Below are 20143 nucleotides of genomic sequence, written 5' to 3'. Positions count from 1 at the left end.
CCGCGCTTTGACGATTTGGGGAGGAGAAAAAATGGACATCCACGAATATCAAGCCAAGGAACTGCTCGCCCGGCATGGGGTGCATGTGCCGCGCGGCGGCCTTGCTTACAGCCCAGAGCAGGCGACCTACCGAGCCCGCGAGATCGGCGGCGGCAAATGGGTTCTGAAGGCGCAGGTGCATTCCGGCGCGCGCGGCAAGGCCGGCGGCATCAAGGTCTGCACCAATGACGAGGAGATTTCCAACGCCGCCGAAGCCATGCTCGGGCGCAAGCTGGTGACCCACCAGACCGGCCCGCGCGGCAAGCTGATCTCGCGCCTTTATCTGGAGGAAGCCGTCGACATCGCGCAGGAACTCTATCTCGGCTTCGTGCTCGACCGTAAGGAAGAGCGCGTCATGATCGTGGCCTCGGCCGCCGGCGGCATGGAGATCGAGGAGATCGCCGAAAGAGCACCGGATTCCATTATCCGCGCCACCGTCGATCCGGGCGTCGGCATGCAGCGCTTCCAGGCGCGCGAGATCGCCTTCGGGCTCGGGCTGGAGGACAGCCTGATCGGCAAGGCGACCGAGACCATCTTCAGCTGCTACCAGGTGTTCCGCGACTACGACGCCTCGATGCTGGAGATCAATCCGCTGGTGGTGACCCGCGACGGCAGCCTGGTGGCGCTCGACGCCAAGATGTCGTTCGACGAGAACGCGCTGTTCCGGCGGCCTGAAATCTCCGAGCTGCGCGACAAGAGCCAGGAAGACCCGCGCGAAACCTTCGCCAGCGACCGCGGCCTCTCCTATGTCGGCCTCGACGGCAATATCGGCTGCATCATCAACGGCGCGGGGCTCGCCATGGCGACCATGGACATGATCAAGATCGCCGGCGGCGAGCCGGCCAACTTCCTCGACATCGGCGGCGGTGCTTCGCCCGAGCGGGTGGCGAAATCATTCCGCGCCGTTCTCGGCGACAAGAATGTCGAGACCATCCTGGTCAACATCTTTGCCGGCATCAACCGTTGCGACTGGGTTGCCGAGGGCGTCATCAAGGCGATTCGCGAGGTCGGCGTCAACGTGCCGCTGGTGGTGCGGCTCTCCGGCACCAGGGCCGAGGAAGGGCGCAAGATCCTGGCCGATTCCGGCGAGGCGGTGATCGTCGCCGACACGCTCGCCGAAGCCGCCGAAAAAGCCGTGGCCGCATGGCGCGCGGCCACCAAGAAAAAAGCAGCCTGAGGGAGGACGGAAAAATGGCAATCCTGCTCAACCGCAGCACGCGCGTCATCGTGCAAGGCTTCACCGGCAAGATCGGCAGCTTCCATGCCGAGGACATGAAGCGCTACGGCACCAAGCTCGTCGGCGGCGTTACCCCCGGCAAGGGCGGCCAGACGCATCTCGGCCTGCCGATCTTCAACACCGTCAAGGGCGCGGTACGCGAAACCCGCGCCGAGGCCAGCATCGTCTTCGTGCCGCCGCCCTTTGCTGCCGATTCGATCATGGAGGCGGCGGATGCGGGGATAAAGCTCTGCGTCTGCATCACGGACGGCATTCCCTCGCAAGACATGATGCAGGTCAAGCGCTACATGCGCCGCTACCGCTTCGAGGACCGCATGCGGCTGGTCGGGCCGAACTGCGCCGGTATCATCACGCCCGGACAGGCGCTGATGGGCATCATGCCCGGCTCGATCTACCTTCCCGGCCGCGTCGGCATCGTCGGCCGCTCGGGAACACTGGGCTACGAGGCCGCCTCGCAGATGAAGGCGCTCGGCATCGGCGTCTCCACTAGCGTCGGCATCGGCGGCGATCCGATCAACGGCTCCTCCTTCAAGGACGTTCTGAGGCTCTTCGAACAGGACGACGAAACCGACGCCGTGGTGATGATCGGCGAGATCGGCGGCCCGCAGGAAGCCGAAGCCGCGATCTGGGCGCGCGACGACATGCGCAAGCCGTTGATCGCCTATATTGCCGGCCTTTCGGCACCGAAAGGCCGGCGCATGGGTCATGCCGGCGCCATCATCTCCGCCTTCGGCGAATCGGCGCAGGAAAAGGTCGAGATATTGAAAGAGGCCGGCGTCGTCATCGTGCCGACGCCGTCGTCCTTCGGCGACGTCGTGGCCGATACCCTGGCGCGGAGGAAGCAGGCGGCTTGATGCCGACCGGCCGAAGGCCGCATAGCGCGAACGCAAGCGGTGCATAAAAACAAATATTTAGAGCGGTTCAGCGTCTCACGCAGTCACTGAACCGCTCCAAGGGCGCGGCCACAGCGGCAATCAATGGACGGGTCAGGAAACTGGTTTGGAACAGAGTAGGCGCATCAGATTTCGTGAGGACGAGCGCAGCCTTTTGTTGCGCCTGCTGCTTCAGGTCGCAAGCGCGCGTGAGCCCGAGATCGCCGCTGTTCTAAGCGGACGCAGGTCGCTTGTCTCGGTTGCCGCGGAGCAGCGCATCCCGGCGCTTCAGGCGAGCGGCGTGTGGTTCCAGTTGCTGACGATTGCCGACGAGTTGTTTGCCATGCGAACGCGTCGCGAACTCGAACAAGGCGCCGGTGTCGACGAAGTGCCCGGGTCGTTCGCCAGCGTGATCGCGCAAATGGCGGCGAACGGCCACTCGGCGGAGGAAGTCCAGGCGGCGCTCGATGAGCTTTGCGTCGGCCCGACCATGACCGCGCACCCGACAGAGGCCAAACGCGTCACGGTTCTGGAAATCCACCGCCGTATCTATCGCAAGCTGACCGAACTCGACCAGCCGCGCTGGGCGCCGGGCGAACGCGACCTGTTGGTCGCCGATCTGGAAAGCGAGATCGAGCTTCTGTGGATGACGGGCGAACTGCGGCTGGAGCGCCCGACGGTCGAACGCGAAATCGCCTGGGGCCTGCATTTCTTTCGCGAAGTCATCTTCGAGGCGACGCCGCAGCTCTATGGCAAGCTTCAAGGCGCTTTCGAGCGTCACTATCCGGGAGAGCCGATCAGAATCCCCTCTTTCATGCGCTATGCCTCGTGGATCGGGGGCGACCGCGATGGCAATCCAAACGTGACGGCCGCGGTCACCGCCCATGCCGTGGCCGAATACCGCAATACCGCCATAGGCTGGTATCTGACGCAGGTGCAACGGCTGGTGACGGTGCTCAGCGCCAGCTCGAACGTCATTGAGCTGCCGGCCAGCTTCAAGCCGGTGCTGCAAACGGCGCTTGATAAAAGCGGACAGGCGCAAGAGATCGCCGCCCGCAATCCTGACGAACCGCTTCGCCAGTTCGCTTCGGCCCTGCTTGCCCGGCTGGAGGCTACGCGAGACGGCGGCACGGCGGCGTACCTCTCGGCGGAGGCGTTTCGTGCCGATCTGAGCAGCCTGTCATGTGTTCTCGAAGCGATTGGAGGGCGCGCGGTTGCCAGGCGTTTCGTGCAGCCCCTGCTTTGGCAGGTCGGAAGCTTCGGCTTCCGTACCGTCTCGCTCGACATCCGGCAGAACTCCACGGTCGTCAACCGGGTGCTGGCCGAGCTGTTTACGCTGACAAATCCCACAGATCCGGTCGCGGCCGGCACGCCGCAATGGTCGGCGCGCATTCGCGCAGCCTTAAGTGGGGGCGAACGGCTGGAGATCGACGCAGGCCGGCTTTCGCCGGAAGCAGGTGAGCTGCTTTCGACATTCTCCGTCATCCGCGAGCAGATCTCCAGCTCGGATGCCGACGCCTTCGGCTCTTTCGTTCTCAGCATGACCCGCTCGGCCGACGATCTGCTCGCGGTCTATCTACTGGCCCAATATTGCGGACTTTCAACCGCGCCTGGTGGCGGCGGCACAATCAGGCTGCGGATCGTGCCATTGTTCGAGACCATCGCCGATCTGCAGGCAGCACCCGTCATCCTGAACGAATTGCTCGGCGTTTCGCTAGTAAGGCGGACGGTGCGGGATTTCGGCGCGCGCCAGGAGATCATGCTTGGCTACTCGGATTCCAACAAGGACGGCGGTTTCCTGGCTTCCAATTGGGAATTGGCAAAGGCGCAAAAGCGCCTTGCTGCCATCGGCCGTAAGCATAGGGTCAGGATCAGCTTCTTTCACGGTCGCGGCGGCTCTGTCAGCCGTGGCGGTGCGCCGACCGGCCGGGCAATCGCGGCACAGCCGGCAGGCACCGTTGCCGGAGCCATGCGGGTAACGGAGCAGGGCGAGGTCGTATCGTCGAAATTCGCCAATCGCGGCACCGGCCTCAACCAGCTCGAGGTTCTCGCCGCTGGCGTGCTGGCCCATAGTGTCGGATCGTCCGGCGATGTCGTGCCGAAGGAAACGCCGGAGTTCGACGAAGCGCTGGAAGCGCTGGCAGGCATGTCGCAGGCATCCTATGCCAGGTTGATGGCCGAGCCCGGCTTCCTCGATTATTTCAACCAAGCGAGCCCGGTCGCGGAACTGGCGCTCCTGAAAATGGGCTCACGGCCGGATCGCCGTTTCGGCGCCAGCGGCATTGCCGACCTGCGCGCCATTCCCTGGGTGTTCGCCTGGAGCCAGAACCGGCACCTGTTGACCGGCTGGTACGGCATCGGCAGCGCACTCAGCTCGTTCGTCGCGGTGCGCGGCGAGGCCGGGCGCGAGCTTCTGGCCCGCATGTTCGAGCACTCGCGCTTCTTCCGCCTGATCGTCGACGAGGCCGAGAAGACGCTTTACCAGTCCGACATGGAGATTGCGCGGCTCTACGCCGGCCTGGTGTCCGACAGCCAAGCGGCTGAGCGAATCTATGCCCGCATCGCCGCCGAATACGAGTTGACGCGACGCCTGATCGGTGACCTCACGGGCGGCGATCTTTCCGCCCGCTTTCCGATGTTCAAGCGGCGTTTCGACAATCTGCGGCGGCAGATGGATGACATTCACCGGCTGCAGGTCGAGCTGTTGCGCGAAGCCAGGTCAAATACCGGGACAGCGGATCAAAAGCGGGCGACCGACGCGCTGCTCGTATCGATCAATTGTATCTCGGCTGGCCTCGGGTGGACGGGATAGGCGAGGTTTTCGCTGGGCTACCTACGTCACCTAGCGTCGTTTGCCCTTCGATTGGAAAGTCGGGTGTGCTGGGGCTACCCGGCGACCCCGATTCGCTGATTTCTGTGATTAGGCCTACGTAGGAACATCAGCTTCTAATCGTGTCAATTTCGTGAGCCGGTTCATGTCCTTCGAAATGCGCCTCCGCCGTATTGAGCAAATTGAGCAAGAAATTCTTCGGAAGGCATCGGCGCTGATGGAAGACGGCGCCAGCGTCTATCAATCAGATTTATTTGTCATTGGAGCTACGAAGCGCGTTCTTTCGCTCGCATCTGGGTTCAGGATACTGATGGCCGCGCGAAATTTCACTTGCGGCGCCGCGCTGCTTCGAATGCAAATCGATACTGCGGCAAGAGTCCACGCGTTGAAACTCGTGGATAGCATGGACGCCCTCTGCAAGGCAGTGCTCTCCGGCCAGCGATTTGATAAGCAGAAGGATAGAGAAGGTGAATTCCTAGGGACAATCGGCTGATTTCGAAGCTGATGGAAGAATTTCCATGGGTCGAGAATGTCTACAAAGAAACGTCGGGTTTCGTCCACCTATCAGAACGGCACATATTCTCTTCAATCGCCAAAACCGACGACGCCAGCAGAACGGTTCAGTTCGTCATTAGCGCCGAAGACCCTGAACGACGGGACGAGGACTATTTTGAGATACTGGACTGCTTTTTTGAAGCTACCAAGATGGCTGGCACCATCATACTTGGATATGTCAAATTCCGGAGCCTAACAGCGCAGGAGAAAGAGTTGACCGCAGAGGCCTCATAGCCGTGAGAGACCAAAGCCAAACCCGGCGCAGACTGCTAGGTCAACAGGTGGAGGAAAACCTTCATTTGCAAAGGTTTCAAGGCTTTGGCTAAGCGAGCATTTGGTGCGGTCGAGAAGACTCGAACTTCCACGGGTTGCCCCACAGCGACCTCAACGCTGCGCGTCTACCAATTCCGCCACGACCGCACGTGGTAGGAGCCGGAACCGACCGGCTCGCGGCGTGTAGCAAATCGTTTCCGGCGAAACAAGTGCGTGGCGAGCAATAATCTCAAGCGATTGGCATAACGGTCCACAGGATTGGAATGAGCGCCCGCAACTGGACGTTTGCGCCCGATATCGCCATATGGAGGGCGGATGCATGTCGCCCGGACACATGCTTCGGGCTTGACCCGTGGGATGCACAAGCGAAAAACGAAAAGCCATGCCAGAACGCAGCCAGATCGCCACGTCGTTCCTGCCGCTCCCCGGTTCGGCGCCGGTCGAATGGCTGGTCGAACCCGGCCTTACCGCCTATCCCGATGCGCTGGCTTTCATGGAGGCGCGCGCCGAGGCGATCCGCAGCGGCGCAGCCGGTGAAATGGTTTGGCTGGTCGAACATCCTCCACTCTACACCGCCGGTACCAGCGCCCGCATCGAGGACCTGATCGATCCCGACCGCTTTCCGGTCTTTTCGGCAGGACGCGGCGGCGAATACACCTACCATGGGCCCGGCCAGCGGGTCGCCTATGTCATGCTCGACCTGAAGCGCCGGCGCGAGGACGTGCGCGCCTTCGTCGCCGCGCTCGAACAATGGATCATCGGCACACTCGCCGCTTTCAACGTGCGCGGCGAGCGCCGCGAGGACCGGGTCGGTGTCTGGGTCGTGCGGCCCGATCGCCCTGCTTTGCCGGATGGCTCACCGGGCGAGGACAAGATCGCGGCGATAGGCATCAGGCTGCGGCGCTGGGTCAGTTTTCACGGCATCGCCATCAATGTCGAGCCGAACCTCTCCCATTTCAGCGGCATCGTGCCCTGCGGTGTCCAGGACCACGGCGTCACCAGCCTCGTCGACCTCGGCCTTCCCCTGACGATGGCCGATCTTGATCTCGCGCTGAAATCCGCTTTCGAGGATGTGTTCGGTCCTGCCGAGGCCTTGCCCGCCGAAGCGGCCCGCAAGACCGGCTGACCGCGCTTCAGATCAGTTGGGCGGAAGCCCACATCACGCCGCAGCCATGGATGGCGAACACCGCCAGCAAGCCCCCCGCGATGACCAAACGATCGGTGGTGCCGATCGGCTCCAGTTCGTGACGTGGCTTCACCCCGCTGCCGACGGTGAGCAGGCTGAGGATCGAAAAGACCGCGCCGGCCGCCAGCAGGAAACCGGAGGAAAACCCCGCCTGCCAGCCAAGCGCCAGAAAGGCCGAAAGCAGCGAGAAGGACGCCAACGCCAGGACGATCGGCCCCGGGCAGATCTGGCGCAGCACCTGGCCGCCGTCGAATTTCCACACCGGCACCAGATTGGCGATGTTGAACAGGGCAGCGCAGCCCGCCAGTGCGGCCAGCAGCGCCGCAGCCGCCTTGTGCCCCTCGCCGCCGGCAAGCACGCTGGCGGCGATGACGATCGGCACCAGGAAGGCTGAGAACCCCGCCCCCATCAAGGCCACGAAGGCCACTTCGAAACGGCTGTTATAGGGCCGACCGCCAATGGCGATGCCGCCAAGCAGCGGGATGAAGATCATGCGCGCCCTGCGGTGGCCCGTCAGCCGGAACGCCGCCATGTGGCCGAGTTCGTGCAATGCCACCACCGAAGTAAGGATCGCGGCCAGCGCCAGCCCGCCAAGGTGAAGGCCGAAGAACGGCCACAGCATCAATGCCGACAACACGGCAAAGCCGACCTGGCTCAGCGGATGCTCGAACCAGCCGCCCTTGCGATACTGCCCGGTCTTTGCCCAACGCTGCAGCTTGGAGAGCTCGCGGCGCATGGCGAAGTAACGGAACACCAGGAAGGCGATGCCGCGATACCGGTCGGTGCGACTGAGCGTTACCCGTGTGCCGCTGCCTTCCGAAACCAGTTCGGCGGTCTCGCCATAATCCTTCCAGAACGAGCCATCGAGCGCGGTGTCCTCGATCACCCGCATCGAGAAGCGACTGCCCTCGACGACATCTTCAAACCGCGCCCTGCGCTCTATCGGCCTGCCGTCGCGGCCTTCCCACGACAGCATGATGCGGGCTACGCCCTCTTCATCCAGCGGCTGCGCCGACAGGATCTCGCCGGACCAGCCGGCATCGCTGCCGAGCGGCCACAGCGCCTGCCACAGGCGCTGCCGGTCCATCGCCACGATGCGGCTTGACCGGACCGTGCGCAAACCAAGCGGCACGGTCATCAAGAGAAAGATCAGCCCGAGATTGCTGGCCACCAGAATGGCAGTGACGATGGGCGACACCTGGACGTTTCTCCTGCCTGAACGGCGCACCCTAACGTCGCCGCGGCAAGAAAAGCTTAACGGTGGAGCGGCTCTTGCCCTTAGGGAACAGCGACGGCGGATGCCGCCAAATCACATGGCTCCGATCCAGATCGCCATGGAAACAAGAAACGCGCTCATGCAAACCAGCGAGACGACATCCTGAACCAGATCGGTCATAACTCTCTCCTGTTGTTGATATGTTCGCAGTTTGTTCTAATTTTGTTTCAATGTCAACGAACAGGGGGTATGGAGATAGGTCGAGAAATTAGCACGGTTACCGGAGAGTTAACCGGCCGCGTTTGAACCCGTGATCTGAATACGAATGCAAGCTAGCTGGCTCTCACGGAGGATGTGCGGAGATACAACCGCGCCCGATTTGCCAAAGCCCTTTAAGGGGGGCCGCCAGCGGCTGGCGAACAGAACCTAGTGCACCATCTTCCAGAGCAATTCCGTGAGCTTCGGGTCAATCTCTCCGTTCCGGTATACATCATTGCCAACAATGGTGCGGTGCGGTAGGTCCATGATAAGATGTACCCCGAGCCGGTAGCCGTAATGATAGTCAGGATGCACACTCTTGTGGAGCGTCATAAGGCTGAGCTTCTTGACGTCTTTGGCATAGTTCGTGTTGTTTTTGTTGACCGCTCGCTTGGCCTCTATCACTAGGATATTCAGTTCGGTGTGCGGTCGATGGATGATGATGTCGGGGCGTATCGGCTTGCTCTGCAGCTTGCCGTCTTCGTCCTGCCATATGATTTGTTTCATCTTGTCTTTGCGGCTAGTCCAATCAGCACTAACCCGCCACTCCGGGAAGTGTGGTTGCAATTTCATCGCCAGGTCGGGGGTGATCGAAAATTCTTGAGGTGCGGCCTTAACTAGGTCATCGTCGGCCAACATCTCCGTCACAGCTTTTGAAAAGCGATGCAGAATAATTTCGTCCGCGATATCTGCAACTTTGTCCATAATTTGTCGTCTCTGCTAGTTCACACACCGGAGGAACACGGAGATCGATTTAGCTCTATCGGCTAAATCGGCCGAAGATAAAGGCTTCTCTATATTACCAGCCTCTGCCTCGACGCCGGTGGATTGCAAAAAACTAATTAGGACTGAGGTTTTAATTGCGAAGTTGACGTTTTGTGGGACGTCATCGATCGCCCCGGCGACCTTCAAGACATTCAGTTTGGCCACCACCACGCCAACCACATTCCCATATTGATCGAGGACTGGCCCACCACTGTTTCCGGGTTGAACCGGCGCTGAAATTTGAATGTACCGACTATCGTCACCGACGCCCGCCAGGGCCGATACATTTCCGGCAGTGAAGTTACCGGCGCTCGCCAGCAAGCCGTGAAGAGGATAGCCGAATGCTGCGATGTCCTCACCCACACGAACACCTGATCGCAAAGGTGCGTAAGTGGGCGCCTTTCCTGCAATCTTGAGCAAGGCAAGATCGTTGGCAGTGTCTTTAGCAACTAACTCGGCGTTGGCTTGGGGAACTGCAAAGGCAGCGGCGCTAAGAGTGGAGCAGTTTCTGACCACATGCGCGTTGGTTATGACGTAACCCTCTGAGGATACAAAGAACCCTGTCCCCGTCACCCCAACGCTTTGCTCTGGCTGCTTCTGCGTAACACCAGTCCCTGAACTAGGCTCGGCCGCAGACGAACTTGCTGATTTCGCGGTGTTTGCTGCGGAAGAGTTAATGGTCGCCATCGCCGCCGCAACTTCGGGATCGTTGGGGACAGTTCGGCTGTACATGATCAGATCGCCTGCGGCAGACGTTAAACCTCCCATGGCGAGGTGGGCAAAGCCCCGCTGTCGCAGGGCGGTCAAGTTGTTGGGTTCTTGGGAAATCACACGAGAAAGGTCTTCGATTGCCTCGCTTGTGCGGCCGGCTTCCACTTTGATCCGTGCCCGTTCAATAATGAACCCCGTATTGCTCGGGTCGAGCGAAATCGCTTGGTCGAAATCGCTCAACGCTGCGCTAAACTGCTTCAAACCATCAAAAACAAGGCCACGGCTGTGGTAAACAAAGGCCTCACGTGGGGCCAATTCCACCGCGTGATTGGCGTCCGAAAGAGCTTCTTGATAGAGGCCAAGGGATCGTAGAGCAGTCGTACGATTATCGACATAGCCGGCAACTGTCGGGTCCGCTTGGATGAGGCGCGAGAAATCTTTAACAGCCTCGGAGAATATACCGAGTTGCGCTAACGCATTTCCCCTTCGAAGAAGGAGGCGCTCCGTTGTCCTCCTGTCGAAGCTACCCTTCAGCGCAATTGAGCAAGAGTAAACTTTGTCATTCGGTGTCTTGGCGCGGATACAGCGTTCTACCGTTGAGTCGGATTTCTTTGCGTAGGACGTGCCAACAAGGGAGGCGCTCAGGATCACGCCCAACCCCACAGTCTTGCCAATTCGGGAAGCCCAAGCCACTACGATGCTCCGCCTACTTTTAGGCACACACTATCACGACAAATTTGCAAATGACGAGATAGGGCCGACCGACCCATTCCGCGCACTTGATCGCCGACGTAAAGGCGGCGGCTATGCGGTGCGTGCCGGCGGCGCCGAAATTTTGATTTTCAATACACAGCGGCTTGGGGGCAAGCTGGCCAACTGGCATGGGATCAGGTTGCGGTTGCGACGCTCTCGACTTAGGTTTCTAAAAAGGGGGGAGTGATGAGCCTGCGATTCGATAAGTTAATTGTCCACGATTGGCGCCAGTTCGCTAACTTGGACATCGACTTTCACAGGCGGCTTACCGTAATCACTGGCGGCAACGGCGCGGGGAAAAGTACCGTGCTGCGCGTGTTGGCACAGCACTTTGGGTGGAGCGTCACCCTGCTTGCAACGCCGAGAATTGGAAAGTCTGGCAATCTCACCTATTCTTCAGGCCTCTGGGAGTTGCTGCAGAAAGACTCCCAGGCGCATGGGGCAGTTATTGGGGAACTAACATATACGAGTGGCCATACATCAAAGCTGAGAGTTCCGTCCGTCGGGGGCGTTCAATATAACCTTTTGATAGAAAGTCAGCAGCCTGTAGAAGGTGTTAATATAAGCTCTCACCGCCCACTCAGCGGTTATCAGCAGATAAATAACATCCCAACTAATGCCCTAGACGCACAGCAGGCGTACCAATTCTATTTTAACGAGACGATGAATCGCTATCAAAACTCGTATACTCAATTCAGTCCAACTTATCGAATGAAAGAGGCCATTATCTCTATGGCTATGTTCGGCCCCGGCAACGAGTACGTGCAGCGTAATGATCGCGTGCTGCGTGTTTTTGAGGGCTTCAAACAGGTTTTGAGTAACATTCTGCCTCGGTCGATCGGTTTCAGAGATATAAGCGTGCGCATCCCAGACGTCGTGCTGGTGACAGATTCTGGTGAGTTCGTTATTGACGCTTCATCAGGTGGCATTATGTCTCTGATCGATCTGGCATGGCAGATTTATTTATATTCGCAAGGTAAGGACGACTTTGTTGTTATACTTGACGAGCCGGAGAACCACCTTCACCCAACAATGCAAAGAAACATCCTGTCGAGTTTGGTTGAATCATTTCCGAGCACGCAGTTTGTAGTCGCAACCCATAGCCCATTTATAGTATCTTCTGTGAAGGACTCGCATGTCTATGTGCTAAGGCACAGTGTTTCTCAAGAATCTGCTGATGGCGGCGCCAGAAACTCCGTCCACTCCTTGCGACTTGACAATGCAAACAAGGCCGGGACGGCGAGCGAAATTCTCAGAGATGTGCTGGGAGTTCCCGTTACGTTGCCAGAATGGGCCGAGACCGAAGTGAAGGCAATTGCCGCCGACTTTGAGTTAAACGCTTTAACGGCTGAAAACCTAGGCGATCTTCGGGGAAGGCTTGATAACGCCGGACTCGGCGAGTTCTACCCAGACGCACTGAAACACATCGTCAGCAAGCATGATTAAACTTCAGAAGGCGAACAGGCCTCCCATTTTGGAGGCGAATGGTAACACATGGACCAATATCTTACTAAGTAAAGTTGCGGCAGGTGGAAATCCTACCGACGCTGAAAAAACTCGATATCGTCACCCGCAGATTAAATCTGCCTTGGTTGATGAAACATCAGGAAAGTGCGCTTACTGCGAGAGTAAGCTATTACACATCCATCACGGCGATGTTGAGCACATCATGCCAAAATCGCTTGATCTCACGAAAATTTTAGAATGGGCTAACTTAACACTTGCTTGTGAGATTTGTAACCAAAACAAATCAAATCGCGATCCGAACGCATCGCACATCATCGATCCATATGTTGATAATCCAGATGAGCACCTAGCCTTCACCGGGCCATTGGTGCTTTCAAAAGGCACCGAAAAGGGGATATGCAGCCGAAGCATACTTGACCTAAACAGGGGGGAGTTGATGGAACGGCGCAAGGAGAAGCTTGAAAGTCTAGCGATCGTGGCAGAGATGATTTTTCGTCCGGACCTGCCTTTACCGGCGCGAAAAGCCATGTATCAGAATCTTGTGGCCAACGATATTGCCCCAGGAGCGCCTTATGCGGCCATGGCCCGGGCCTTTGTTCACCAAATCAAAGGGCATTTACCGGAGGAGATTACTGCATGATGCTTTTTGCTTGCGTCACGGACCGATGAGGCTTAACGGATTCAGCCGCGTCGGACTATGGCCGCTTGCGGCGTCTTCGGGCGTCCTGCCAGTTTCGCTTCCAGGATTTTCCTTGCCCCTCTGGAAATCGCGTCCATTCCTTGACCCTTAGCTTTGGCCAGGGTTGCCGCGCTCATGCCAATTTTCCTAGCGAGCTTGCGCACGCTGATGTCCTCCGTCAGGGCGGCGAAGATTTTCTCCAATGTCGTGGCATCACCGATGCCGAGCTCCAACAGAGCGTCTTTGTCGTAGCCTGTAAAATATTGCTCCTCCAAAGCATTGCTCTCCTTACCGATGTAGGATGGGAGCAAGGCTTCGACGTGCTGTCGTTCGGTCGTGCCAGAATCGTGGAAATCGGCATTGGCGAACTTCGCTTCGGGATGGAGGTGATATCGGGCAATAGCCTTGTGGTAGGTTTTCAACCGCATTGGATCGATCTTTTCCCCGGTGTGGGGCGGCTATGACCAGCGTTCCTCCATGGTGACGACCACGGGAAATTCCAAAGCAACGCACCCGATTAATGCCATCCTGAATTAGGGCTATCGCGTCAAAGGAAAGCGAATTGCTTGTGAGGTGCCTTGCCGACGGTTTTGACCCCCGAACTGGCATTTTGCATGAGCTTGAGGACGGCCGAAATTCATTTCTCTGCGACCTTATCGAGCTGGAGCGAGCGGCGGTCGATTTGAAGGTTCGAATTCCTGCGCAGCACCGCTTTTGAAATCGGCGATTTTACTCTCCGACTAGGCGGGATTGTCCGGCTAAATCCGCAAATGGCTTGCAACATTGCTGGGCTTATTAGCAAGGACGCGGTTCGTGAAATTTCGGGCATCTTGCAATTGGGTTGGGTGATCCAAGCTCTGTTCAATCCCGACCTAACTGGCGGGCGTCGCCTTTCGATTTTACCACCCTCCGGCCTATCTGGCCGCTCACGGCGGGGTTCGGGCTTGCCAATGCCCGCTCCTGGCGTCAATCTTGCCCCGAAGAGCCGGTCATCCGGTGGATGTCGGTTTAGGCAACCAGACCATAATAAGGATGGGTTTTGCCATGCTGAAACGCTACGCGTTCCTTGCTGTCTTCATCCTCATGAGCCTCTCGGCGTTCGACGCTCGCGCCGATCGACGGGTTGCGCTCGTGATCGGCAATTCGCAGTACCGGGAAATTCCGACGCTCAAGAATCCGGACAAGGACGCTGAGGACGTTTCGAACACGTTCCGGCAGGCCGGCTTCGACGTGTTCGTTGCCAAGGATCTCACGAAGCTGCAGTTCGAGGAGCAGTTCCGCAACTACCTCTCGGCGGCGGACGGCGCCGATCTCGCCGTCGTCTATTATTCCGGCCACGGCTTTCAGATCGGGGGCGAGAATTTCCTGATCCCGGTCGACGCGTCGTTGAAGGATGCGGCCGACATGGAGGTCCAGACAATCAGGCTTGACGACGTGCTGCAGCAATTGCGCGCGAAGTCGAAGATCCAGGTGATCATCCTCGATGCCTGCCGCAACAATCCGTTCCCGCGCAAGGACTACTGGCTGCGCGACCAATTGATCGTCTCCGGCGGCACCGGGCTCGCGCAGGTAACAGGCTCGCAGAATGCGCTGATTGCCTTTGCCACCGGGCCCGACGCTGTCGCTTATGACGGGTCCGGCAATCTCAGCCCCTTCTCATCCGCCTTTTCCCGCCGCGCGCTGGCGCCGAACCAGGAAATCCGCGCCGTCATGGCCGCCGTGCGCCGCGATGTGGTCAAGGCGACCAATGGCAGGCAGGTTCCGTGGGAGAATTCCTCGCTGATCGACGATGTCGTGCTGATGCGCGCGGCGGGGCAGCCGGCGCTGCCGGCGCCCGAGGTCCAGCAAAACCAGCAGGTGGCGGAGCGCGGGATCCAGGTCGCCACCGCCGCCGAAGCTATCGAAAATCGCGACATCAGCGTCCCGGTCGGCGTCGGTCCGGTTGCGCTGAAGCTGGATTTTCCGGCCAAGGATGTCTCGATCAGCCTCAAACTCGCCGGCTATCCGGCAGCTGGAACGTTGTCCCTGCCGGATCGCGTCCTGTCGCCGCAGTCGAGCCTGATGGCCGCTGAAGTCGACCAATTGCGCTACGAGCCGCAGATCGGCTCGGCGGCTCCCGTCGAGATTGACTTTCAGATCCGCGCCGGCAACACGTCGAAACGGGCTAAGATGAAGCTGTCGCCGAGCGTCGACCCCTGCGACCAGTCCGCCGGCGAGCCGCTCGACCTGCAAGGCGTCGTCCCCGGCCGGTTGCCGAACGAGATCGCAGACGGCGCGGTCGGGGCCTGCGAGGCGGCGGTGAAAGCCTATCCCGATGTCGCCCGCTTCCGCTACGAACTCGGGCGGGCGCTGTTGGTCGCCGGCAACATCGACGAGGCTGGGAAGGCCATCCAGGAAGCGTCCGACAAGGGACACGTCCGCGCCGTCTACGAACTCGGCTACCTCGCCTCCTCGGGAATAGGGATCCCCGTGGATGCCACGCGAGGTAATGGTTTCTATTCGCAAGCGTCCGACAGCGGCGACCCCTACGCCATGAGCGCGTGGGGAAAGGCCCTGTTCAATGGCGTCGGCGTCCAGCGCGATACCGGCAAAGGGCTTGACCTCATGCTCAAGGCAGCAGCGATGGGGCATATCAACGCCATGAATGATCTCGCGATGATCTTCAAGGAAGGCCGCAATGGCGTCCCCGCCGATGCGGCCCGTGCCTTGGCTTTCCTCAGGGCCGGCATCGAGCGGCAAGAGGCTTATTCGATGGGCATTCTCGGTCTTTCGCCCAGGCGAAGCACGCTGACGGTCGCGGCGTGCACGCCCAAGGTGGTGACAAAAGTCATCACGAAAATAAAGGAGATCCGTACACCTGTGCCAAAAGCTCCGCCGCCGAAGATCGCCAAGCCAGAGGCTCCGATCGTGCCAGGCGAAACCGGACCAATTTTCTGGCGCGGCAATGGCGGCGACCCTGACCACAACACTAGCAGTCGCGGCAATGGCTGATGGCGGCAGCGACATCATGGCCGCACCATCCGAACAGGCCGTGTCGAAACTGATTATTCCGCACCCGACTGTACGCTGACTTACTTGTCGGTGACGATCTTGACCTTGTCGCCGGCCGAAACCGCAGCCCCCGTAGATCGCCGAGGGCTGGGCCGCCAGTTAACCGTTCATTAACCGTGCTAATTTCCCGACTGATCTCCATACCCCATGTCAACGAACAGAATCCGGCCGCAGCCGGAATCTCCAGGCGATCAGATCGGCAGGGTTAAGAAAAGGTTGACAACCAGAAGTCTATCCACAGGCAGGAAGGGCGGGCGTCGAGCGCTCGCGAAATCCGCATGTGTCGAGCTTCAGGCCAGGCAGGCAACACGTGGTGCACAGCCTAAAGCGGCACCACCTTGCCGTCGGCCAGTGTGACACGCCGGTCCATGCGCGATGCCAGCTCGTGATTATGCGTGGCGATCAGCGCGGCGAGGCCCGATTGCCGCACCAGTGCCTCCAGCGCCTCGAATACATAAGAGGCTGTGACCGGGTCGAGGTTGCCGGTCGGCTCGTCGGCGAGCAGCACCAGCGGCGCATTGGCGACGGCGCGGGCAATGGCGACACGCTGCTGCTCGCCGCCGGACAGCTCGGATGGCCGGTGCGACGCCCGCTTGCCGATCTGCATGTAGTCGAGCAGCTGCGCCGCGCGCTCGCCCGCTTCCTTGCGCGACAGCCCCTTGATGAGCTGCGGCATCATGATGTTTTCCAGCGCCGAAAATTCCGGCAGCAGATGATGGAACTGGTAGACGAAGCCGACGTCGTTGCGGCGGATCGAGGTGCGCTCGTCGTCGGACAGCCGCCCACAGGCGCGGCCGGACAGGATCACGTCTCCAGCGTCAGGGCGCTCCAGCAGTCCCGCCGTGTGCAGCAACGTCGACTTGCCGGTGCCCGATGGCGCCACCAGCGCCACCATCTCGCCGCGACGCAGCGAGAAGTCGGCGCCGTTCAGGATGGTGAGCTTGCGCGGCCCCTGAACATAGTGCCGCTCGACGCTCTTCAGCTCGATAATGACCTCGGCCACTACTCGTACCTCAGGGCTTCGACCGGATCGAGGCGGGCGGCCCGCCATGCCGGAAACACCGTTGCCAGGAAGGACAGCGCCAGCGCCATGATGATGACATAGGTGGTCTCGCGCGGATCCATCTTCGCCGGCAACTGGCTGAGAAAATAGAGCTCCGGGTTGAACAGCACCTTGCCGGTCATCCAGGAGAAGAACTGGCGGATCGATTCGATGTTGGTGCAGATCAGGACGCCGAGCAGCACGCCGGCGAGCGTGCCCGTCACGCCGATCGCCGCCCCTGTCATGAGGAAGATACGCAGGATGGCGCCGCGCGAGGCGCCCATGGTGCGCAGGATGGCGATGTCATGCCCCTTGTCCTTCACCAGCATGATCAGTCCGGAAATGATGTTGAGCGCGGCCACCAGCACGATCAGCGTCAGGATCATGAACATGACGTTGCGTTCGACCTGCAAGGCGGAAAAGAATGTCTCGTTGCGCTGACGCCAGTCGACGAGGTCGATGGGGCGTTGCGCCGCCTCTTCCACCTTGGGCTTCAGCGCGTCGACATCGTCGGGATTGTCGACATAGATCTCGATCGTCTGCGCCCGCCCGTCCATATTGAAATAGAGCTGCGCCTCCGAGAACGGCATGTAGACGATGGAGCTGTCATACTCCGACATGCCGACTTCGAAGATCGCGGCGATCTTGTAGCCTTTCATCCGCGGCGTGGTGCCGAGCGGCGTCACGTCTCCATCGGGCGAGATCAAGGTGATGGTGTCGCCGAGCGCCAGGCCGAGATTCTCGGCCATGCGCTTGCCGATGGCGACGCCCTCGCCCGTATCGAAGCCGTCGAGCGAACCCTGTTTGATGTTCTTGGCCACGATGGCGATCTTGCCGAGGTCTTCACCCCGGATGCCGCGCACCAGCGCGCCGGTGCCGCCGCCGACATTGCCTTGCGCCAGCACCTGGCCATCGATCAGCGGAATGGCGTATTTGACCCCTGGCACGCCGTTGATGCGGCCGGCGACCTGGGCATAGTCCTCGAGCGGCGAATCGAGCGGCTGCACGATCAGATGGCCGTTGACGCCGAGGATGCGCGTCAAAAGCTCGGCGCGGAACCCGTTCATCACGGCCATCACCACGATCAGCGTGGCGACGCCCAGCATGATGCCGAGAAAGGAGATCGAGGCGATCACCGAGATCACCGTCTCCTTGCGCCGCGAACGCAAATAGCGCCACGCAACCATGCGTTCGAAGATGGAAAAAGGGCCGGCGCTCGCCGATCTTGCTGCCGCAGCCTCGCTCATGCGGCGGCACCGAAACGTTTTTTCGCGTCGGCGACCGGCAGCGTCACGCGCTCGCCGCTCTTGCGATTCTTGATCTCGATCTCGCCGGCTGCCACGCTGCGCGGTCCCACGATCACCTGCCAAGGCAAGCCGATGAGGTCGGCGGTGGCGAATTTGCCGCCCGGCCGCTGGTCGGTATCGTCGTAGAGCACATCCTTGCCGGCGGCGGTGAACGCAGCGTTGAGCTCGTTGCAGACGCGGTCGCAATCGGCGTCGCCCGCCTTCATGTTGATCAGGCCGATATCGAACGGCGCCACCGCTTCCGGCCAGATGATGCCGTTCTCGTCGTGGCTGGCCTCGATGATCGCAGCGACCAGCCGCGACGGGCCGATGCCGTAGGAGCCGCCCGAGGCGAAGTGATCCTTGCCGTCGGGCCCGGTCACCTTCGCACCCATCGGCTTGGAGTATTTCTCGCCGAAATGGAAGATATGCCCGACCTCGATGCCGCGCGCCGACACCTGGTCGCCCGTCGGGACCTTCTCCCAGGCCGCCTCGTCATGCATCTCGTCGGTGGCGGCGTAAGGCGTTGTCCACGTCTTGACGATATCGGCGATTTCGCCGTCATCGGCGAAGTCGGTGTTCGCGCCGGGCACGGCAAGCGACAGATAATCGCGATGGCAGAAGACCTGGCTCTCGCCAGTATCGGCCAGGATGATGAATTCATGGCTGAGATCGCCGCCGATCGGCCCCGTGTCGGCCCGCATCGGGATCGCTTGCAGGCCCATGCGGGTGAAGGTCCTGAGATAGGAGACGAACATCCTGTTGTAAGCGGCCCTCGCGCCCTCGAAGTCGAGATCGAAGGAATAGGCGTCCTTCATCAGGAATTCACGCGAACGCATCACACCGAAGCGCGGCCGCACCTCGTCACGGAACTTCCACTGGATATGGTAGAGGTTGAGCGGCAGGTCCTTGTAGGATTTGACGTAGGCGCGAAAAATCTCGGTGACCATTTCCTCATTGGTCGGACCGTAGAGCATGTCGCGGTCCTGCCGGTCCTTGATGCGCAGCATCTCCTTGCCATAGTCGTTGTAGCGGCCGCTCTCGCGCCACAGATCGGCCGACTGGATGGTCGGCATCAGGATCTCCAGCGCACCGGCGCGGTTCTGCTCCTCGCGGATGATCTGGCACACCTTGTCCAGCACTCGCTTGCCCAGCGGCAGCCAGGAAAAACTGCCCTGCCCCTGCTGGCGGATCATGCCGGCTCGCAGCATCAGCCGATGCGAGACGATTTCAGCCTCGCGCGGATTTTCTTTGAGGATAGGCAGGAAATAGCGCGACAAACGCATGGACTGGTCCGTGAATGAGAATGGCCACGCCAGAATCGGCGCGGCGCAGGCTTGCTTGCCCCGGCTTCATAGCGATTTCATGACGGAATGGAAACCCGGCCGTCCCGCCACATCAGCCCCTTCCGCCTCGCAATCCCTCGCTTCCGGATCAGTCGGCGCCGACAGTGGAACGCACCGAACCTCTTCGGATTGAGCCGCCAATTCTTTGCGCGCGTCAATTGCGAACATGCCGCAAAGGCTCTGTCGACCCTGACTGGCCGTTTCAAAAGCAAAGCCTGCCACACTATTGTGCAGTGCAGCACGAGAATGCCCGTTTCAAGGCAAAATTCTTCGTGACATTTTCATTTCCGTTGGGCTAATGTGCCCTAATAACCGAGAGGGCGGAGAAAAATCTGCTCTCCTACGCGGTCAAAGTCTTGGGAGGATGCGATCTAGGCGCGGTTACTCGCTGCCGCCGGAAACCGGAAACAGATCGGACGCGTTTAATTGCAAGGCCTTGTGCCTTGCATTTTTTTTGTGCAATCATCTGGTTAGCGTCGGGAATTGCCAGGCTACGTGACCCTGCGTCAGCAGCCCATGGCCGCCAGACAGGGTGGCATCCCGATCCCATCCGTAGCGCTCCGATCTCGCCGGAGCA

At 60.1% G+C, this 20143-nt stretch carries 16 protein-coding genes and 1 tRNA gene; 9 read left to right on the top strand and 8 right to left on the bottom strand.

Annotated features, from left to right (window positions below; genetic code table 11):
• The first annotated feature begins 31 nt into the window (after positions 1-31).
• The 4 genes from LB556_RS20390 to LB556_RS20375 all read left to right on the top strand — a co-directional run bounded on the left by LB556_RS20390 (position 32) and on the right by LB556_RS20375 (position 5471).
• Positions 32-1216 carry a malate--CoA ligase subunit beta gene (locus LB556_RS20390; RefSeq protein WP_224569528.1) on the top strand — a complete coding sequence of 395 codons (1185 nt, stop codon included), beginning with the start codon at positions 32-34 and terminating at the stop codon, positions 1214-1216.
• 14 nt (positions 1217-1230) lie between these two features.
• Complete coding sequence (sucD, locus tag LB556_RS20385; RefSeq protein WP_224569527.1) at positions 1231-2130, top strand: succinate--CoA ligase subunit alpha; 900 nt, start codon at positions 1231-1233, stop codon at positions 2128-2130.
• Positions 2131-2275: 145 nt separating this feature from the next.
• Entirely contained in the window at positions 2276-4960 is a 2685-nt protein-coding gene (locus tag LB556_RS20380) for a phosphoenolpyruvate carboxylase (RefSeq protein WP_224569526.1), read from the top strand.
• A gap of 163 nt (positions 4961-5123) precedes the next feature.
• Positions 5124-5471 (top strand): hypothetical protein, encoded by a 348-nt coding sequence (locus LB556_RS20375; protein WP_224569525.1) that lies wholly within the window; start codon positions 5124-5126, stop codon positions 5469-5471.
• A gap of 397 nt (positions 5472-5868) precedes the next feature.
• Here LB556_RS20375 and LB556_RS20370 read toward each other — a convergent pair.
• Positions 5869-5953: transfer RNA gene (locus LB556_RS20370), tRNA-Leu, on the bottom strand.
• A gap of 235 nt (positions 5954-6188) precedes the next feature.
• Between LB556_RS20370 and lipB the strand changes: the two genes are divergently transcribed.
• Positions 6189-6932 (top strand): lipoyl(octanoyl) transferase LipB, encoded by a 744-nt coding sequence (gene lipB, locus LB556_RS20365; RefSeq protein ID WP_224569524.1) that lies wholly within the window; start codon positions 6189-6191, stop codon positions 6930-6932.
• A gap of 7 nt (positions 6933-6939) precedes the next feature.
• On the opposite strand, the gene LB556_RS20360 is transcribed toward lipB, so the two are convergent.
• The 3 genes from LB556_RS20360 to LB556_RS20350 all read right to left on the bottom strand — a co-directional run bounded on the left by LB556_RS20360 (position 6940) and on the right by LB556_RS20350 (position 10593).
• Entirely contained in the window at positions 6940-8190 is a 1251-nt protein-coding gene (locus LB556_RS20360) for a site-2 protease family protein (protein WP_224569523.1), read from the bottom strand.
• A gap of 444 nt (positions 8191-8634) precedes the next feature.
• Positions 8635-9171 (bottom strand): hypothetical protein, encoded by a 537-nt coding sequence (locus LB556_RS20355; RefSeq protein ID WP_224569522.1) that lies wholly within the window; start codon positions 9169-9171, stop codon positions 8635-8637.
• A 15-nt stretch (positions 9172-9186) separates the two neighbouring features.
• A complete protein-coding gene (locus LB556_RS20350) occupies positions 9187-10593 on the bottom strand; it encodes a trypsin-like peptidase domain-containing protein (protein ID WP_224569641.1) in 1407 nt (468 codons plus the stop codon).
• Positions 10594-10881: 288 nt separating this feature from the next.
• Here LB556_RS20350 and LB556_RS20345 point away from each other — a divergent pair, with 288 nt between their 5' ends.
• On the top strand, positions 10882-12141 hold the full coding sequence (locus LB556_RS20345; protein ID WP_224569521.1) for an AAA family ATPase: 1260 nt from the start codon (positions 10882-10884) through the stop codon (positions 12139-12141).
• On the top strand, positions 12134-12802 hold the full coding sequence (locus LB556_RS20340; RefSeq protein WP_224569520.1) for an HNH endonuclease: 669 nt from the start codon (positions 12134-12136) through the stop codon (positions 12800-12802). The genes LB556_RS20345 and LB556_RS20340 overlap by 8 nt, the downstream gene beginning before the upstream one ends.
• A gap of 41 nt (positions 12803-12843) precedes the next feature.
• Here the strand turns inward: LB556_RS20340 and LB556_RS20335 are convergent, their stop codons facing one another.
• Complete coding sequence (locus LB556_RS20335; protein ID WP_224569519.1) at positions 12844-13269, bottom strand: hypothetical protein; 426 nt, start codon at positions 13267-13269, stop codon at positions 12844-12846.
• Positions 13270-13409: 140 nt separating this feature from the next.
• On the opposite strand from LB556_RS20335, the gene LB556_RS32020 reads away from it, so the two are divergent.
• On the top strand, positions 13410-13559 hold the full coding sequence (locus LB556_RS32020) for a CRISPR-associated endonuclease Cas1 (protein WP_224569640.1): 150 nt from the start codon (positions 13410-13412) through the stop codon (positions 13557-13559).
• Positions 13560-13885: 326 nt separating this feature from the next.
• On the top strand, positions 13886-15832 hold the full coding sequence (locus tag LB556_RS20325; RefSeq protein WP_224569518.1) for a caspase family protein: 1947 nt from the start codon (positions 13886-13888) through the stop codon (positions 15830-15832).
• A 382-nt stretch (positions 15833-16214) separates the two neighbouring features.
• Here the strand turns inward: LB556_RS20325 and LB556_RS20320 are convergent, their stop codons facing one another.
• Genes LB556_RS20320 through proS form a run of 3 tightly spaced genes read right to left on the bottom strand, consistent with a single transcriptional unit; the run spans position 16215 to position 19506 of the window.
• On the bottom strand, positions 16215-16943 hold the full coding sequence (locus LB556_RS20320; protein ID WP_224569517.1) for an ABC transporter ATP-binding protein: 729 nt from the start codon (positions 16941-16943) through the stop codon (positions 16215-16217).
• Positions 16895-18181 carry a lipoprotein-releasing ABC transporter permease subunit gene (locus LB556_RS20315; protein WP_224569516.1) on the bottom strand — a complete coding sequence of 429 codons (1287 nt, stop codon included), beginning with the start codon at positions 18179-18181 and terminating at the stop codon, positions 16895-16897. The genes LB556_RS20320 and LB556_RS20315 overlap by 49 nt, the downstream gene beginning before the upstream one ends.
• A complete protein-coding gene (proS, locus tag LB556_RS20310; protein ID WP_224569515.1) occupies positions 18178-19506 on the bottom strand; it encodes a proline--tRNA ligase in 1329 nt (442 codons plus the stop codon). Before proS ends, LB556_RS20315 begins: the two co-directional genes overlap by 4 nt.
• Positions 19507-20143: the final 637 nt, after the last annotated feature.

This window comes from Mesorhizobium sp. ES1-4 (assembly GCF_020164745.1).
In the GTDB taxonomy this organism is placed as follows: Bacteria; Pseudomonadota; Alphaproteobacteria; order Rhizobiales; family Rhizobiaceae; genus Mesorhizobium.
Note: the sequence above shows the minus strand (reverse complement) of the source record. Positions and strands in the feature narration are given on the sequence as shown.

Excerpts from the sequence above, each read along its gene's own strand:
- LB556_RS20320 (WP_224569517.1), bottom strand. The coding sequence starts at position 16,943 with ATGGCGGGCCGCCCGCCTCGATCCGGTCGAAGCCCTGAGGTACGAGTA.
- proS (WP_224569515.1), bottom strand. The coding sequence starts at position 19,506 with ATGCGTTTGTCGCGCTATTTCCTGCCTATCCTCAAAGAAAATCCGCGC.
- LB556_RS20325 (WP_224569518.1), top strand. The coding sequence starts at position 13,886 with ATGCTGAAACGCTACGCGTTCCTTGCTGTCTTCATCCTCATGAGCCTC.
- LB556_RS20390 (WP_224569528.1), top strand. The coding sequence starts at position 32 with ATGGACATCCACGAATATCAAGCCAAGGAACTGCTCGCCCGGCATGGG.
- lipB (WP_224569524.1), top strand. The coding sequence starts at position 6,189 with ATGCCAGAACGCAGCCAGATCGCCACGTCGTTCCTGCCGCTCCCCGGT.
- LB556_RS20355 (WP_224569522.1), bottom strand. The coding sequence starts at position 9,171 with ATGGACAAAGTTGCAGATATCGCGGACGAAATTATTCTGCATCGCTTT.
- sucD (WP_224569527.1), top strand. The coding sequence starts at position 1,231 with ATGGCAATCCTGCTCAACCGCAGCACGCGCGTCATCGTGCAAGGCTTC.
- LB556_RS20340 (WP_224569520.1), top strand. The coding sequence starts at position 12,134 with ATGATTAAACTTCAGAAGGCGAACAGGCCTCCCATTTTGGAGGCGAAT.
- LB556_RS20345 (WP_224569521.1), top strand. The coding sequence starts at position 10,882 with ATGAGCCTGCGATTCGATAAGTTAATTGTCCACGATTGGCGCCAGTTC.
- LB556_RS20315 (WP_224569516.1), bottom strand. The coding sequence starts at position 18,181 with ATGAGCGAGGCTGCGGCAGCAAGATCGGCGAGCGCCGGCCCTTTTTCC.
- LB556_RS20335 (WP_224569519.1), bottom strand. The coding sequence starts at position 13,269 with ATGCGGTTGAAAACCTACCACAAGGCTATTGCCCGATATCACCTCCAT.
- LB556_RS20375 (WP_224569525.1), top strand. The coding sequence starts at position 5,124 with ATGTCCTTCGAAATGCGCCTCCGCCGTATTGAGCAAATTGAGCAAGAA.